Annotated in this window: 13 protein-coding genes; 6 read left to right on the forward strand and 7 right to left on the reverse strand. The window is 68.7% G+C overall.

From position 1 onward, the window contains the following. Positions 1-6: 6 nt before the first annotated feature. The 5 genes from dut (at position 7) to dxs (ending at position 6,937) form a co-directional block, all read left to right on the forward strand. Positions 7-462 carry a dUTP diphosphatase gene (gene dut / locus AC4FS1_RS03960; protein ID WP_491152836.1) on the forward strand — a complete coding sequence of 152 codons (456 nt, stop codon included), beginning with the start codon at positions 7-9 and terminating at the stop codon, positions 460-462. Beyond that, positions 459-1,055: a DUF3710 domain-containing protein gene (locus AC4FS1_RS03965; protein WP_491152838.1), complete on the forward strand. Its 597-nt coding sequence runs from the start codon at positions 459-461 to the stop codon at positions 1,053-1,055. Before dut ends, AC4FS1_RS03965 begins: the two co-directional genes overlap by 4 nt. Then, positions 1,052-1,825, forward strand: coding sequence for a DUF3159 domain-containing protein (locus tag AC4FS1_RS03970; RefSeq protein WP_491152840.1), 774 nt, complete (start codon positions 1,052-1,054; stop codon positions 1,823-1,825). The genes AC4FS1_RS03965 and AC4FS1_RS03970 overlap by 4 nt, the downstream gene beginning before the upstream one ends. Positions 1,826-1,954: 129 nt before the next feature. Beyond that, positions 1,955-4,804, forward strand: coding sequence for an aconitate hydratase (locus tag AC4FS1_RS03975; RefSeq protein ID WP_491152842.1), 2,850 nt, complete (start codon positions 1,955-1,957; stop codon positions 4,802-4,804). Between the two features lie 174 nt (positions 4,805-4,978). After that, on the forward strand, positions 4,979-6,937 hold the full coding sequence (gene dxs / locus AC4FS1_RS03980) for a 1-deoxy-D-xylulose-5-phosphate synthase (protein WP_491152845.1): 1,959 nt from the start codon (positions 4,979-4,981) through the stop codon (positions 6,935-6,937). A gap of 102 nt (positions 6,938-7,039) precedes the next feature. Here the strand turns inward: dxs and AC4FS1_RS03985 are convergent, their stop codons facing one another. From AC4FS1_RS03985 to AC4FS1_RS04000, 4 genes are all read right to left on the reverse strand, one after another. Beyond that, positions 7,040-9,178, reverse strand: coding sequence for a 3-hydroxyacyl-CoA dehydrogenase NAD-binding domain-containing protein (locus AC4FS1_RS03985; protein ID WP_491152848.1), 2,139 nt, complete (start codon positions 9,176-9,178; stop codon positions 7,040-7,042). A gap of 6 nt (positions 9,179-9,184) precedes the next feature. Next, positions 9,185-10,390, reverse strand: coding sequence for a thiolase family protein (locus AC4FS1_RS03990; RefSeq protein ID WP_491152850.1), 1,206 nt, complete (start codon positions 10,388-10,390; stop codon positions 9,185-9,187). Positions 10,391-10,462: 72 nt separating this feature from the next. Continuing rightward, positions 10,463-11,659: a ribonuclease D gene (locus AC4FS1_RS03995; RefSeq protein WP_491152852.1), complete on the reverse strand. Its 1,197-nt coding sequence runs from the start codon at positions 11,657-11,659 to the stop codon at positions 10,463-10,465. Continuing rightward, positions 11,652-12,245, reverse strand: a complete 594-nt coding sequence (locus AC4FS1_RS04000) for a DUF3000 domain-containing protein (RefSeq protein ID WP_491152853.1) — start codon at positions 12,243-12,245, stop codon at positions 11,652-11,654. The genes AC4FS1_RS03995 and AC4FS1_RS04000 overlap by 8 nt, the downstream gene beginning before the upstream one ends. 25 nt (positions 12,246-12,270) lie before the next feature. Between AC4FS1_RS04000 and AC4FS1_RS04005 the strand changes: the two genes are divergently transcribed. Further along, positions 12,271-13,494, forward strand: coding sequence for an alpha/beta hydrolase family protein (locus AC4FS1_RS04005; RefSeq protein ID WP_491152855.1), 1,224 nt, complete (start codon positions 12,271-12,273; stop codon positions 13,492-13,494). Here the strand turns inward: AC4FS1_RS04005 and AC4FS1_RS04010 are convergent. From AC4FS1_RS04010 to AC4FS1_RS04020, 3 genes are all read right to left on the reverse strand, one after another. After that, positions 13,463-14,167, reverse strand: a complete 705-nt coding sequence (locus AC4FS1_RS04010; RefSeq protein WP_491152857.1) for a dihydrofolate reductase family protein — start codon at positions 14,165-14,167, stop codon at positions 13,463-13,465. The genes AC4FS1_RS04005 and AC4FS1_RS04010 overlap by 32 nt on opposite strands. A 1-nt stretch (position 14,168) precedes the next feature. Continuing rightward, positions 14,169-14,609, reverse strand: coding sequence for a SufE family protein (locus tag AC4FS1_RS04015; protein WP_491152858.1), 441 nt, complete (start codon positions 14,607-14,609; stop codon positions 14,169-14,171). A 73-nt stretch (positions 14,610-14,682) separates the two neighbouring features. After that, positions 14,683-15,576 carry a sulfurtransferase gene (locus tag AC4FS1_RS04020; RefSeq protein WP_491152860.1) on the reverse strand — a complete coding sequence of 298 codons (894 nt, stop codon included), beginning with the start codon at positions 15,574-15,576 and terminating at the stop codon, positions 14,683-14,685. Positions 15,577-15,684: the final 108 nt, after the last annotated feature.

Consider the following 15,684-nt stretch of genomic DNA (forward strand, 5'->3'; position numbering starts at 1 on the left):
CGTGGGGTGACCGATACCGTCGACGTGCCCATTATCGCCGCCGCGGCTCCCGTGTATGCGCACCCGGGCGATGCCGGCGCCGATCTGACGGCGGCGGAGTCCGTGCGACTCGAGCCCGGCGAGCGAGCCCTGGTGAGCACGGGCGTGCGCATCGCCCTCCCCGACGGCTACGTCGCCTTCGTCGTTCCCCGCAGCGGGCTGGCCGCGAAGCACGGCATCACGATCGTCAACGCACCCGGCACCGTGGACGCCGGCTACCGGGGCGAGATCAAGGTCGCGCTGCTGAACACCGATGCGCGCGAACCGTTCGATGTATCGGTGGGCGACCGCATCGCCCAGTTGATCGTGATGCCCGTACCGCAGGTGCGGTTCGTTCCCGTCGACGTCCTCCCCGACAGCGCCCGAGGCGAGGGCGGTTTCGGGTCCACCGGTTACTCCAGCCAGCAAGGGACCCGCGCATGACCGATCTTCCCCCCGAGACGCCCGCCGTCAAGGAATCTCCCACCGACCGTGACGTCGCCGGACCGTTCGACGAGTCCGAGGCGAACCCGGTCCGCCCGTACATCGATCTGGGCGGCATCAAGGTCCTCCCGAGGGAGGGCTTGAACCTCCGGCTCGAGGTCGAAGAGCAGACCAAGCGCATCGTCGCCGTGGGCCTGGACTACGCCGACTCCACCCTGCAGGTTCAGCCGTTCGCGGCACCGCGCACGACCGGCCTGTGGACCGAGACCCGCGACCAGATCCGCCAGCAGGTCCGTCAGCAGGGGGGCCGCGTCGAGGAACGCGAAGGTCCGCTCGGGCCCGAGCTTCTCGCCGAAGTACCGGTCACCGCCGGCGCCGACGGAGGCAGCAAGCGCCTCGCCCGGTTCGTCGGTGTCGACGGGCCACGCTGGTTCCTCCGTGGAGTCATCGGCGGCGCGGCAACCAGTGACACGGATGCTGCGGCCAAGGTCGAGGATCTCTTCCGCTCGATCGTCGTCGTGCGCGGAACGGCGCCGATGCCACCGCGCGACCTCATCCCTCTCAAGATGCCCGCTACCCCGGGTACCGCGTGACCGATCCGGAGCGCCCCCGAGAGCCCGCCTCGCCGGGCGTGGAGGCGGCACACGGCACGCCCGAGACGCCGCCGCCCGCCTCCGAGGCGCTGGGCGCGGCGCTCGGCGCCGCCGCCCGCCGGGCCGGCCTCGACCCGTCACGCAACGCCTCCACCGGTGCGGCGGTCTGGACCGCGATGGGGGGATGGCGCGGCATCCTGGAGTCGGTGCTGCCGAGCCTGGCGTTCGTGATCCTGTTCACGGCGACCCACGACCCCGACGCCGGGCAGGGGAACCTCTGGCTGAGCCTGGGAGTGTCCGTCGGCATCGCCGTGGTGTTCACGGTCGTCCGTCTGGTCCAGCGCGGACCCGCCGGCGCCGCCCTCGGCGGCCTCATCGCCACCGCCGCGGCTGCCGCCCTCGCGTTGTGGACCGGTCGCGGCCAGGACAACTTCGTTCTCGGGTTCTTCACCAACGGCATCTACGGGTCGGCGTTCCTCATCACTGCATTGATCGGATGGCCCTTGATCGGACTGGCCGTCGGCTTCCTCATGAACGAGGGCACGCGGTGGCGGACCAATGTCCGCAAGCGGCGGGTGTTCTTCTGGCTCTCGCTGGCGTGGGCTGCGCTCTTCGCCGCCCGCCTGTTCGTTCAGCTCCCGTTCTACTTCGCGGGTGACGTCACGACGCTCGGAACCCTGAAGATCGCGATGGGGCTGCCGCTGTTCGCGCCCCTCCTCGCGGTCACCTGGCTCGCCGTGCGGGCGCTCTATCCGCCCCGGCAAACCTGATACATTTATCTCGACATCAAGATAAATTCCCGCCCCCGCCGGTTAGGTCAACCTTCCTAGCTCCCGCGGAATGCGACAGGGAAGATGGGAAGACGGGCTCGCCCGCATTCGCCGACGAAGGAGACGAACGTGTCCACGGTTGACAGCTTCGGTGCCAAGAGCACCCTGACGGTCGGCAGCACCGACTACGAGATCTTCCGGATCGATTCGGTCGACGGCTACGAGAAGCTCCCCTTCAGTCTCAAGGTCCTCCTGGAGAACCTTCTGCGCACCGAAGACGGCGCCAACATCACGACCGAACACATCCGCGCCCTCGGCTCGTGGGACCCCTCGGCCGAGCCCGACACCGAGATCCAGTACACGCCGGCGCGCGTCGTCATGCAGGACTTCACCGGTGTTCCCTGCATCGTCGACCTCGCCACCATGCGCGAGGCCGTCGCCGACCTCGGTGGTGACCCGACCAAGATCAACCCGCTCGCGCCGGCCGAACTCGTCATCGATCACTCGGTCATCGCCGACCTCTTCGGCACGCCGAACGCATTCGAGCGCAACGTCGAGATCGAATACGAGCGCAATGGTGAGCGGTACCAGTTCCTCCGCTGGGGTCAGACGGCGTTCGACGACTTCAAGGTCGTCCCGCCCGGAACCGGCATCGTGCACCAGGTGAACATCGAGCACCTGGCCAAGGTGACCTTCACCCGTGAGGTCGACGGCGTGCTCCGCGCGTACCCCGACACGTGCGTGGGTACCGACTCCCACACGACGATGGTGAACGGCCTCGGAGTGCTGGGCTGGGGCGTCGGTGGTATCGAGGCCGAGGCCGCGATGCTCGGCCAGCCCGTGTCGATGCTCATTCCCCGTGTCGTCGGGTTCAAGCTGACCGGCTCCATCCCGACCGGCGTGACGGCGACCGACGTCGTGCTCACGATCACCGACCTGCTGCGTAAGCACGGCGTGGTCGGCAAGTTCGTCGAGTTCTACGGCGAGGGCGTCGCCTCGGTGCCGCTGGCCAACCGCGCGACCATCGGCAACATGAGCCCGGAGTTCGGTTCGACCGCGGCCATGTTCCCCATCGACGACGTGACCCTCGACTACCTGCGTCTCACCGGCCGCAGCGACGAGCAGGTGGCCCTCGTGGAGGCGTACTCCAAGGCTCAGCACCTCTGGCACGACCCGGCGACCGAACCCTCGTTCAGCGAGTACATGGAGCTCGACCTCTCCACCGTCGTGCCGTCGATCGCCGGTCCGAAGCGCCCCCAGGATCGCATCGAGCTGTCCCGTTCCAAGGAGCAGTTCGGGCACGACCTGCTGGACTACGCCGAGCCCGGCGCACACACGCCCGTCGATGCGGCGGTGGAGGGGACCTTCCCGGCATCCGACCCGATCGGCTTCACGCCGCAGGACGAGCACAGCCAGGGCGAGCCGCCCACGGAGGTCAGCCACCAGCACGAGCACGACGCGCAATCGCTGGCGCACGCGCCCTCGACGGTGTCCAAGCCGACGAAGGTGACGCTGGAGGGCGGGGAGTCCTTCATGCTGGACCACGGCGCGGTCACAATCGCGGCGATCACCTCCTGCACCAACACGTCCAACCCCTCGGTCATGCTCGCGGCGGGCCTGCTCGCCCGCAACGCCGCACAGAAGGGGCTAAAGGCCAAGCCGTGGGTCAAGACCACCCTGGCGCCGGGCTCCAAGGTCGTCACCGACTACTACGACAAGGCCGGTCTCACGGGCGACCTCGAGGCTCTGGGGTTCTACACCGTCGGCTACGGCTGCACCACGTGTATCGGAAACTCCGGCCCGCTGATCGAAGAGGTCTCGGAGGCCATCAACCAGAACGACCTCGCCGTCACCGCGGTGCTCTCGGGCAACCGCAACTTCGAAGGTCGCATCAACCCCGACGTGAAGATGAACTACCTCGCGTCGCCGCCGCTGGTGATCGCGTACGCCCTCGCCGGGTCGATGAACTTCGACTTCGAGACGGATGCGCTGGGCAAGGACGCGGACGGGAACGACGTGTTCCTGCGCGACGTGTGGCCGAGCGCCGACGAAGTGCAGGCCACGATCGACTCCTCGATCTCGACCGACATGTTCGACACGCAGTACGCGAGCGTGTTCGACGGCGATGAGCGGTGGCGTTCCCTTCCCACCCCGACGGGCGCGACCTTCGAGTGGGACGACGCCTCGACCTACGTCCGGAAGCCCCCGTACTTCGAGGGCATGACGATCGAGCCCGACGCGGTGTCCGACATCTCGGGCGCACGGGTGCTGGCGAAGCTGGGTGACTCGGTCACGACCGACCACATCTCGCCCGCCGGCTCGATCAAGGCCGACAGCCCCGCCGGTCAGTACCTCATGGGGCACGGCGTGGATCGGAAGGACTTCAACTCCTACGGATCGCGCCGAGGCAACCACGAGGTCATGATCCGCGGTACGTTCGCGAACATCCGCCTGCGCAACCAGCTCCTCGACGGCGTGGAGGGCGGCTACACGCGCGACTTCACCCAGGACGGCGCGCCGCAGGCCTTCATCTACGACGCGTCGCAGAACTACCAGGCGGCGGGCACCCCCCTGGTGATCCTCGCCGGCAAGGAGTACGGCTCCGGATCGTCGCGCGACTGGGCCGCCAAGGGCACCAGCCTCCTGGGCGTGCGTGCGGTCATCGCAGAAAGCTACGAGCGCATCCACCGTTCCAACCTCATCGGCATGGGTGTCGTGCCGCTGCAGTTCCCGGCGGGGGAGTCGGCGGCGTCGCTCGGCCTGGACGGGACCGAGATCATCTCGGTGTCGGGCATCGCTCAGCTCAACGAGGGCACGACGCCGCGCACCGTGCGGGTCACCGCCCAGCCGAGCGACGCGTCGGCCGAAGGCAAGCAGCCGATCGAGTTCGATGCGGTCGTTCGCATCGACACGCCCGGCGAGGCGGACTACTACCGCAACGGCGGCATCCTGCAGTACGTGCTGCGTTCGCTCGTCTGAACACGCGCGTCGGTGGCCCCGGGGGAGACCTCGGGGCCACCGGCCGTTTGCCGGCGGATGCGGCGCAACGGTACACACGGATGCCTTTTCCCGCGCGTACAGGCATCGTCCAAGAGTGCGCGGCTAAACTCTGAGCACGACGCCCGGCGTCGCGACCGGCCGAAGAAGGGTCTCATGGAGCTGCTGCCGACAATCCGGAATCCGCGCGACATCGATGCGCTGGACCTTCCGCAGCTGCAGCAGCTCGCCGCCGAGATCCGCTCGTTCCTCGTCGAGAACGTCGCCCGTACGGGTGGGCATCTCGGTCCCAATCTCGGCGTCGTCGAACTCACCATCGCCATCCATCGCGTCTTCGACTCGCCGGCCGACCCGATCATCTTCGATACGGGTCACCAGTCGTACGTCCACAAGCTCCTCACGGGGCGTCAGGACTTCTCCGGTCTGCGCTCCCGGGGCGGACTGGCCGGCTACCCGCAGCGCTCGGAAAGCCCCCACGACGTGGTGGAGTCCTCCCACGCCTCCAGCTCCCTGAGCTGGGCGGACGGCGTCTCGCGCGCCTTCACGCGTACCGGACGCCGCGACCGGCACGTCGTCGCCGTCGTGGGCGACGGTGCGCTGACCGGCGGGATGACGTGGGAAGCGCTCAACAACATCACCGACGACAACGACCGCAACCTGGTCATCGTCGTCAACGACAACGGCCGCTCCTACGCCCCCACGATCGGGGGGATGGCACGTTACCTCAACCGGGTACGGACAGGTGACGCCTACCGCACGCTGTACCGGGGCTCCGACTCGCTGTTCCGTCGGCTGGGCCCCGCAGCCCGCGCGTTGTACCGGGGCGTCCGAGGCGGCACGCACGGGTTCCTCTCGCGATTCACCAACAACGCGGCACTGTACTCCAATCTCGACATCAAGTACCTCGGACCGGTCGACGGTCATGACCTCGAGGTTCTCCTGGAGACTCTGGAGCTGGCGAAGTCGTACGGCGCCCCGGTCATCGTCCACGCCATCACCGACAAGGGACGGGGCTTCGGTCCGGCCCGCAGCGACGTGGCCGACCAGTTCCACGCGGTGGGGCGGATCGATCCGGTGACCGGTGAACCGCTTTCCCTCAGCGGCGGCAACGACTGGACCGACGTGTTCGCCGACGAGCTCGCCGCCATCGGCGCGGAACGCGAGGACGTCATCGCGATGACCGCGGCGATGCTGCGCCCCACCGGCCTGCAGGTGTTCGCCGAGCGCTTCCCCGAGCGGGTGTACGACGTCGGCATCGCCGAGCAGCACGCCGTCGCCTCCGCGGCGGGCTTGGCGTTCGGCGGGCTGCATCCCGTCGTGGCCATGTATGCGACGTTCATGAACCGCGCCTTCGACCAGGTGCTGATGGATGTCGGGCTGCACGGAGCGGGCGTCACGTTCGCACTCGATCGCGCGGGCATCACCGGCCCGGACGGTCCGAGCCACCACGGGATCTGGGATCTCGCCATGCTCCAGCTGGTGCCGCGCATCCGTATCGCCGCACCCCGCGATGCGGCGCGCCTGCGTGAAGAGCTGCGCGAAGCGGTGGCCGTGGACGACGCTCCTACGGTGGTGCGCTACCCGAAGGGTGCGGCCGCGCCCGACCTCCCCGCGCTCGAGCGCCTGGCCGACGGGGTCGACGTGCTGGTCCGCTCGGACGCGGAGGATGTTCTCCTGATCGGCATCGGACCGATGGCTCATATCGCGGTCGACGTCGCGGAGCGCCTGCGCGCGCAAGGAATCGGCGCCACGGTGGTCGATCCGCGCTGGGTGATCCCGGTCCAGCCGTCCATCGTGGAGCTCGCCGCGCGCCATCGCCTCGTCATCACGATCGAAGACGGCATCCGCGTCGGCGGGGTCGGTACACGGATTCGGCAGGTTCTCCGCGAGTCCGGGGTCGATACCGCCGTCGACGAACTGGGCGTCCCCGACGAATTCATCCCGCACGCCTCGCGCGATCAGATCCTGGATGACGCCGGCCTCACGCCGGCGAAGATCGCCCAGGATGTGGTGTCCCAGGTGCTCGGCACCCGCATCCCCGTCGCGCGGCCCACGGAGCAGCAGCCCGTGTGGTTGATGGACGTCTCCGCGCGACGCGACGCGCGCGAGCGCTGACCCGACCCGCCACCGCCGCGAAGCGTCGGCCGCCGCTCAGCGGCACTTCCGGCGCGGACGCCAAGAGGGCGGCCCCGCAGGACCGCCCCTCGTGGATGCCGTTCAGCTGCCGATGCCGCGGATCGGCGGGTGGTGGAAGGTGTCGCCGAAAACCCGCTCCGATGCGCCCTCGCGGTCGAGGTAGGGCGATGCGCCGCCGTCGATGAACGGCCAGCCGGCGCCGAGGATCAGGCAGAGGTCGATGTCCTCGACCGCGGGCACGACGCCCTCGTTGAGCATGAGCGTGATCTCCTGCGCGAGTCCGTCCTGCACTCGGTGGAGGATGGCCTCTTCGGATGCGGGGGACGAGCCGGTCTTCAGCACTTTCTGCGCGGCCTTCGTCCAGCCGGTGACCCGGCCGCTCTTGTCCTTCTCCACGACCTGCGGAAGCTCGGCAAGCTCGTGGAAGTTCTCCGACGCGAAGAAGCGGTCGGGGAAGGCGGAGGCCATGGTGTCCTGCACGTGGGCGGCCACCTTCCAGCCCACCAGGTCGATGAGCTGGAACGGCGTCATGGGCAGACCGAGGGGTCCGAAGGCCTTTTCAACCGTGAGGAGCGGCGTACCTTCGAACATCGCACGCGCGGCCTCGCCCATCACGATGGCGAGCAAGCGATTCACGACGAACCCGGGGGAGTCGGCGGTGAGCACCGCGTTCTTGCCGAGATTCTTCGCGACCACGAACGCGGTCGACAGGGCCGCGTCCGATGTTCCGGGCGTGCGCACGATCTCGACGAGCGGCATGACGGCGACCGGGTTGAAGAAGTGGAAGCCGACCAGGCGCTCGGGGTGGGCGAGGTTGGCGCCGATCTCCTCGACCGAGAGGGACGAGGTGTTCGTCGCGAGGATCGCGTCGTCGGCGATGATCGCTTCGATCTGCGCGAAGACCTGCTGCTTGACGCCGACCTCCTCGAAGACGGCCTCGATCACGAAGTCGCAATCGGAGAACGCGCCCTTGTCGGTCGTGCCACGCACCAGCGCACGGAGCCGGTTCGCGGCGTCCGAGTCGAGCCGACCCTTGGCTTCGAGCTTGCCGATCTCCTCGTGGATGGAGGCGACGCCCCTGTCGACGCGCGCCTGATCGAGGTCGGTGATGAGCACAGGAACCTGCAGCTTGCGCACGAACAGCAGTGCGAACTGACTGGCCATGAGGCCCGCGCCGATGATGCCGACCTTGGTCACCTTCTTCGCCAGCGCCTTGTCCGGCGCCCCCACGGGCCGTTTAGCCCGCTTCTGCACGAGATCGAACGCGTACATGGATGCGGCGAACTGGTCGCCCACGATCAGATCGGCCAGGGCCTCGTCCTCACGGGCGAACCCCTCGGCCTTGGTGCCGCTCTTGGCCTTGTCGAGCAGATCCAGCGCGACATACGGGGAGCGTGGCACGGTGCCGATCCGGCTCTCGAGCATGCCGCGGGCCATCTTGATCGCAATGGGCCACTTCGTCAGGCGCTCGATCTTCCCCGGCTCGTGCTTCCGCGAGACCTTCACCGCGCCGGTGAGGACGCCGTCGGCCCAGCGCAGCGAATCCTCGAGGTAGTTCGATGCCGGGAAGATCGCGTCCATGATGCCCAGGTCGAATGCCTGCTGCGGCTTCAGCATCCGGTTCTGCTTCAGCGGATTGGAGATCACGACCTCGAGGGCGTTCTCGATCCCGATGAGATTCGGGAGCAGGTACGCACCGCCCCACCCCGGGATGATGCCGAGAAACACCTCGGGCAGCGCGATCGCCGCCGCCGACGCATCCACGGTGCGGTAGGTGGAATTCAGCGCGATCTCGAGACCGCCTCCGAGCGCGAGACCGTTCACGAACGCGAACGAGGGCACGCCCAGCTCGGACAGTGAGCCGAGCACCTGGTGTCCGCGCTGCGCGATGAGTCGTGCGACATCCTTCGACGGCAGGTTCGCCACCTCGGAGAGGTCGGCTCCTGCCGCCAGGATGTACTGCTTCCCGGTGATCGCGACCGCGTCGATCTCGCCGGCGGAGGCGCGCTTCTTCAGCCCGCCCAAGGTTGCACCGAGCTCGGCGAGCGTCGCAGGACCCAGCGTGTTCGGCCGGGTGTGGTCACGACCGTTGTCGAGCGTGATGAGGGCGAGCACCTTGCCCGAGGCGAGCCGGATGTCGCGAACACGCGACTGCGTGACGACCTCGTCGGCGGACAGGGACTCCAGAACGGTGAAATCGATGTCGTCGTAACTCGTCATGTGCACTTACTTCCGCTTCTTGCCGTTGAAGTACGGGTTTTCCCAGATGACCGATCCGCCCTGGCCGAGGCCGACGCACATCGCCGTCAGGCCGTAGCGGACATCGGGGCGCTCCTGGAACTGTGCGGCGAGCTGGATCATGAGCCGAACGCCGGATGCGGCGAGGGGGTGGCCCACCGCGAGAGCGCCGCCCCACGCGTTGACGCGCGGGTCGTCGTCGGCGATGCCGAAGTGATCGAGGAGCGAGATCACCTGGATGGCGAACGCCTCATTGAGTTCGAACAGCCCGATGTCGTCGATGGTGAGTCCGGCCTTGCGCAGAGCCTTCTCGGTCGACGGGATGGGGCCGATGCCCATGATCTCGGGCTGCACGCCGGCGAACGCGAACGACACCATGCGCATCTTGGGCTGGAGACCCAGCTCCTTCACGGCGTCCCCGCCGGCCAGGAGCGACACGGTCGCCCCGTCGGTGAGCGGTGAGGAGGTGCCGGCCGTGACCCGTCCGTGCGGGCGGAACGGCGTCTTGAGGGCGGCGAGACCCTCCATGGTCGTCTCCGGGCGGCGGCCCTCGTCTTCGGTCGCGAGACCCCACGCGCCTTCCGCATCCTTGACGGCCACCGGAACCAGATCGGGCTGGATCTTGCCGGCCTCGTACGCGGCCTGCAACTTGTGCTGGCTCAGCATCCCGTAACGGTCGGCGCGCTCCTTCGTCAGGTGCGGGAATCGGTCGTGGATGCGCTCGGCGGTCACGCCCATGTTCAGCGCGCCCGGATCGACGAGCTTCTCCGCAACGAAACGCGGGTTGGGGTCGGTGTTCGCACCGATCGGGTGCCGGCCCATGTGCTCCACGCCGCCGGCGAGGGCGATGTCGTACTGGCCGAAGCCGATCGACGCGCCCATCGTCGTGACGCTCGTCATCGCGCCTGCGCACATGCGGTCGATGGCGAGTCCGGGCACCGACTGCGGGAGGCCGGCGAGGATCGCGGCCGTGCGTCCCAGCGTGAGGCCCTGGTCGCCGGTCTGCGAGGTCGCCGCGATCGCTACGTCGTCGATGCGGTCCTTCGGCACCTGTGCGTTGCGTTCCATCAGTCCGATGATCGCCTTGACGACGAGGTCATCCGCGCGGGTGTTCCAGTACATGCCCTTCTCGCCGGCGCGGCCGAACGGCGTGCGCATTCCATCGACGAAAAAGACGTCCGAGATGTCGGGCACTCTGCCTCCAAGAGTAGGGATGCCGCCAGCCTAGGAGCGCCCATGGGCCGCCCCGAATCGGTTGGATCGAACCTACGAATCCTCGGACGAGGCCTCGTCCGGCTCTTTGACGGATTCTACAAAGGCATCGGCGATTAGCTGTGCGGTCTGCTCAATCTGCCACTCGCGCGCACCGAGTTCCCGCAAGGCGAGCCCGATCTCGTCTGCGGTCGGGTCGAGCGGCGGCGCCCAGGCGAGCCGGCGGAGCAGGTCGGGCGTGAGCAGATTCTCCGTCGGCATCCCGAGCTCTTCCGCGCGCGCCTCGACGACGGGGCGCACCGCGCGCAATCGGGCGTCGGCTTCCGGATTGCGATCGGCCCATGCCCGCGGGGGAGGAAGCGTGTCGGAGGGCACACGGTCGGGAGGAAGTTCCTCCGCGGCGCGACCCTCCACGATGGCGTTCCACCACCGGTCGAGCTGCGATCGGCTGGCACGGCCGTTGAACTCTTTGATGCTCGCGAGTTCCTGCTTGGACTGGGGATCGGCGAGCACGGCCGCCACGAGCGATCGGTCGGGCACGAGGCGGCCGGGGGCGACGTCCTGTTCCCGCGCGAAGTCCTCACGGGCCTGCCACAGCGAGCGCGCGACGGCGAGCGAGCGACGCCCGCGCACGGTGTGCAGCCCGCTCAGCCGGCGCCACGGGTCTTCACGGGGCGGCTTCGGCGTGCGCGTGCGCACCGCTTCGAACTCCTCGGCGGCGTAAGCGGTCTTCCCCTGCTCCTCGAGCTGGACGACGAGGGCGTCGTGCACATCCAGGAGGTGGGCGACATCCAGAGCCGCATACTCCAGCCACGACTGCGGAAGCGGTCGCGTTGACCAGTCGGCGGCCGAATGGGCCTTCGCCAGAGTGATCCCGAGGGTCGACTCGACCACGGCGCCCAGGCCCACTCGTTCATGCCCCAACAGCCGTGCCGCAAGCTCCGTATCGAAGATCTTGGGGGGCTCGAGGCCACGTTCCCGGAGCGATGGCAGATCCTGGCTCGCCGCATGGAAGACCCACTCGGCGTCGCCGATAGCCTCCTGCAGCGGAGCGAAGTCGTCGATCTGCGTCGGGTCGAACAAGAAGTTGCCCGCGCCGCGACGGAACACCTGAATCAGGTAGGCGCGTTGCGAATAGCGGAATCCGGAGGCACGCTCCACGTCGACAGCGACGGGTCCGGTACCTGCGGCGAGCGCGCGAACGGCTGCTGAGAACCCGTCCGTGTCGGCGATCACGGCGTAATCAGTCACTCACAGTCCTTCGTGCGCCGAACACGGCGATTCCCTCGGAGCCCGGCGGCAGCCCGGCCAGCATGCACACCAGCTCAGCCCATGCTTCCACATGTGGGCCGAAGGGTCCCTCCGGCGACCACGATGCGCGCAACTCGATCTGTGCTCCGTCGCCGTGGGCGGACAGAGAGCCGAACCCTTTCGACAGTGTTTTCGTGGCCGTTCCTGACGCGGAATGGTAGCCCGCGCCACGCGAGGCGAGGGCGTCGGTGAGCCACGACCATGCCACGTCCGCCAGCATCGGGTCGGTGCCGATCTCCGTCTCCAGCGGTGCCTGCGCGAAGCAGACGATGCGCCACGCGCCCTCCCACGGTTCGGGTTCGACGGGATCGTGCAACAGGATGAAGCGCCCTGTGCCGTACGGCGAGTCCAGCCCGCCCCCGTCGTCAGGTCGGACGTCACCGGCGAGGGCGAGGGCCTCGGGCGCGAGGCCTTCCGGCGCGGGGATCTCGCGCACCGCGAAGTCGGGGCGGAACGCGAGCGAACGCAGGTCGTCGGCCGCACGCGCGAACTCCGTCGGAGACCCGTCGGGAGGAAGGTCGGTCACGGCGACAGACTAGAGTGAGGCCTCGATGAACGCCTCCAGGCGCGCCGCAACCCCCGGCGCCTCTCCCCGGCATGCCGCAGCCTTGCGCACGTCGATCGCGCTCCTGGCGATCTCGCTGGGCGCTGTGGTGACCGCGATCGGAGCGATCACCGTCCGGGTTGCACGCCGCGTGGTCACACCGGCGGATCGCGTGCCCGACACCCGGATCGTCGACCTCGACACGAGCGCCCAGACGATCACCCTCGAACGCAATGCCGACACCGAGCTGCCCGGACGCTATGGGTTGTTCACCACCGGCACCCTCCCGTACGTCAAGCTCGGATCCGTCCTCTCCGAGGATGAGCGCACGGTCAAGCGAAAGCTGCTCACGCACGTGGGAAGCGGTGCACGCCTGGCCCCGGATGCGGCGTTCAGTGGCTGGTACTTCGACCGCCCCGAGGACCTCCAGCTCCCGTTCCGCAACGAGCTCATCGGGACCTCGATCGGCCCGTGCCCCGCCTGGGTCTTCCCCGCGGCTGTCGACTCGGACCTCTGGGTCATCCAGGTGCATGGCCGGGGCACCACCCGCGCTGAGGCGCTGCGTGCGGTGCCGCTGTTCCACTCGCTCGGATACACGTCGATGCTGGTGTCGTACCGCAACGATGGCGACGCTCCCCGAAGCCGCACGGGGACCTACGCGCTGGGCGCCACCGAGTGGCGCGACGTGGATGCGGCGATCGGGCACGCTCGTCGCGCCGGCGCGCGCCGCGTGGTGGTGATGGGCTGGTCGATGGGGGGAGCGGTGGCCCTGCAGGTGGAGCTGAATTCCCCTCATCAGGACATGATCGTCGGGCTCATCCTCGAGTCGCCGGTCGTCGACTGGCGGGTCGTGCTGGAATATCAGGCCAAGCAGATGCACCTCCCCGCCCCGGTGACCGGGCTCGCACTCGGCGCGCTCGGATCCGAGTGGGCATCTCCTGTCGCGCGTACCGGCGCGCCCATTCCGTTCGACCGTCTGGACGGCGTCGCCCGCGCCGACGAGCTGCGGCACCCCATTCTCCTGCTGCACAGCGACGATGACGGGTTCGTGCCCTCCGACGCATCCCACCGGCTTGCCGCTGCCCGTCCTGACCTCGTCGAGATGCACACGTTCGCTGTCGCCCGGCACACCAAGCTGTGGAACTACGACCAGGAGCGCTGGTCGCAGGCGATCAGCGAGTGGCTGCGGAGGCAGGGGCTCACCGTCGAGGGCGTAGACGCACGTAGCTGAACGCCGCCTCGTCCACCAGCATCCCCGCCACATCGGTGTCGACCCGTGTCGCCACCGGCAGGAAGGGACGCTCCACCGCCTCGAGCACGGGAGCCACGGTCAGGCAGTATTCGTCGATCACGCCGGCTCCGGCGAACCGTCCGGCCAGGGTCGGCCCGCCCTCGCAGACAATACGGCCCATCCCGTGGGCGGTCAGCGCATCGACGATCCCGCGGGGATCGAGTTCGCCCTCGCCTGCCACCGGAAGCACCTGGGCCGCCGGCAGATCGGCGCGGACGCGCACGGACTCTGCGCGGTCTGCCGGGCAGACGAGGACCACGCGGTCGGCGGCCTCCGAGAGGCGGTGTCCGTCGAGATGGCCGGTCGCGGTGACGATCGCCAGCACGGAGCGGCGGGGGAGGAGATACCCCTCCGCCCGGACGGTGGCGGCTCCCACCACCACGACGTCGGCATGCGAACGGATGATGCCGAGGATCGCTCGGTCGGTGCGGCTGGTGAGTGTCTCGCTCGTGCCGTCGACGCCGACGGCGGCACCGGTGAGGCTCGTGATCATATTGAGCCGCACGTAGCGCGGCTCGTCCCACGCGTAGACGGATTCCAGCCAGGAGCGTCCTTCGGCGTCGGTGATGTCGTGATCCCGGTCGGCCGAGGGGACGATCTGGCGGACACGCATGTCAGGCGGCGCGCTTGGCCCGTACCTGACGCTTCGCGCGCAGGAGCATGCCGGTCATCCCGGCGATGCGGAGAGGGCTGACGGCGCGCGTGAGGCCGATGCTCTGGGGGAAGTCGTCCGGGATGGCCAGGACCTCCTCCGCACTCAGGCCGCTGATCCCCTGGACGAGGATGCTCGCGAATCCGCGGGTGGTGGGAGCCTCGGCCGGTGCCGTGGCGTGCATCGCCACCCGGTCGTCCGCATCCACGTCCACGACGATGTACACCGGCGACTGGCATTCCACGACCCGCTCGCACATCTCGGGGTGACCGTCGTACTCGGGAGGCACAGCGGGAAGCTCCTGCGAGAACTCGAGCAGCAACTGGAGCCGTTCCGGCTCGTCGAGTTCCAGGAACTCATCGCGGATGGCGGCCAGCGTTGCGGGGAGAGCGATTTCGGTCATCCACGCCATCATCCCACGGGCACGGTTCCCCGGCTCCGATCGGGACGCGCTCCTGGGGAGAGTGGTCGGCGGGTCACACCGCGCCGGGCTCGCTCCCGGTGGCGATCGGGACGCGGACCGCGCTTCCCCACTCCGTCCAGGAGCCGTCGTAGTTGCGGACGTTCTCGAACCCGAGGAGATGCTGGAGCACGAACCACGTGTGGCTCGAGCGCTCGCCGATGCGGCAGTAGGCGACGATCTCATCGCCGTCCTTGAGGCCCGCGCCGTCGCGGTAGATGGAGTCGAGCTCGGCACGCGACTTGAATCCGCCGTCGGGGGCGACCGCCTTGGCCCACGGAACGTTCTGAGCAGTCGGGATGTGGCCGGCCCGCAGCGCTCCCTCTTCGGGATATGCGGGCGCGGTCGTCCGTTCGCCGGAGTACTCCTCCGGGCTGCGGACATCCACCAGTGGTTTGCCGAGGTGGGCGAGCACATCTTCCTTGTAGGCCCGAAGGAGCGCATCGTTCCGCTCGACCACGGGATACTCGGTGCGCTCCCGGGCGGAGGCGTCCGTCGTGAGAGGCCGGCCCTCGGCGACCCACTTGTCACGCCCGCCGTCCAGCAACCGCACGTCTTCGTGTCCGAAGAGGGAGAACACCCACAGCGCGTAGGCGGCCCACCAGTTGTTCTTGTCTCCGTAGATGACGACGGTGTCATCCCGCGAGATGCCCTTCTTGCTGAGCAGCTCGGCGAACCCGGCGCCGTCGATGTAGTCGCGTACCACCGGGTCGTTCAACTCGGTGTGCCAGTCGACCTTGACGGCCCCGGGAATGTGTCCGGTCTCGTACAGCAGCACGTCCTCGTCGGACTCCACGACGACGAGACCGGGCTCGCCGAGGTGGGCCTCGAGCCAGTCGCCGGTGACGAGACGCCCGGGCGTGGCGTACTCGGCGAACTTCTCCGACGTGGTGTCGTACTCGACGGTCATGGTGGCTCCTCGGTCAGCGCGGTGGGTGGTTCGGCGTAGGCTGGGCACGGCCCCTTCGAGCCTAGATCCGCTGCCAGGGGCGCGGACCACGTTCGTAAAACGGCGACA

The organism is Microbacterium sp. Z12_35 (assembly GCF_058310475.1).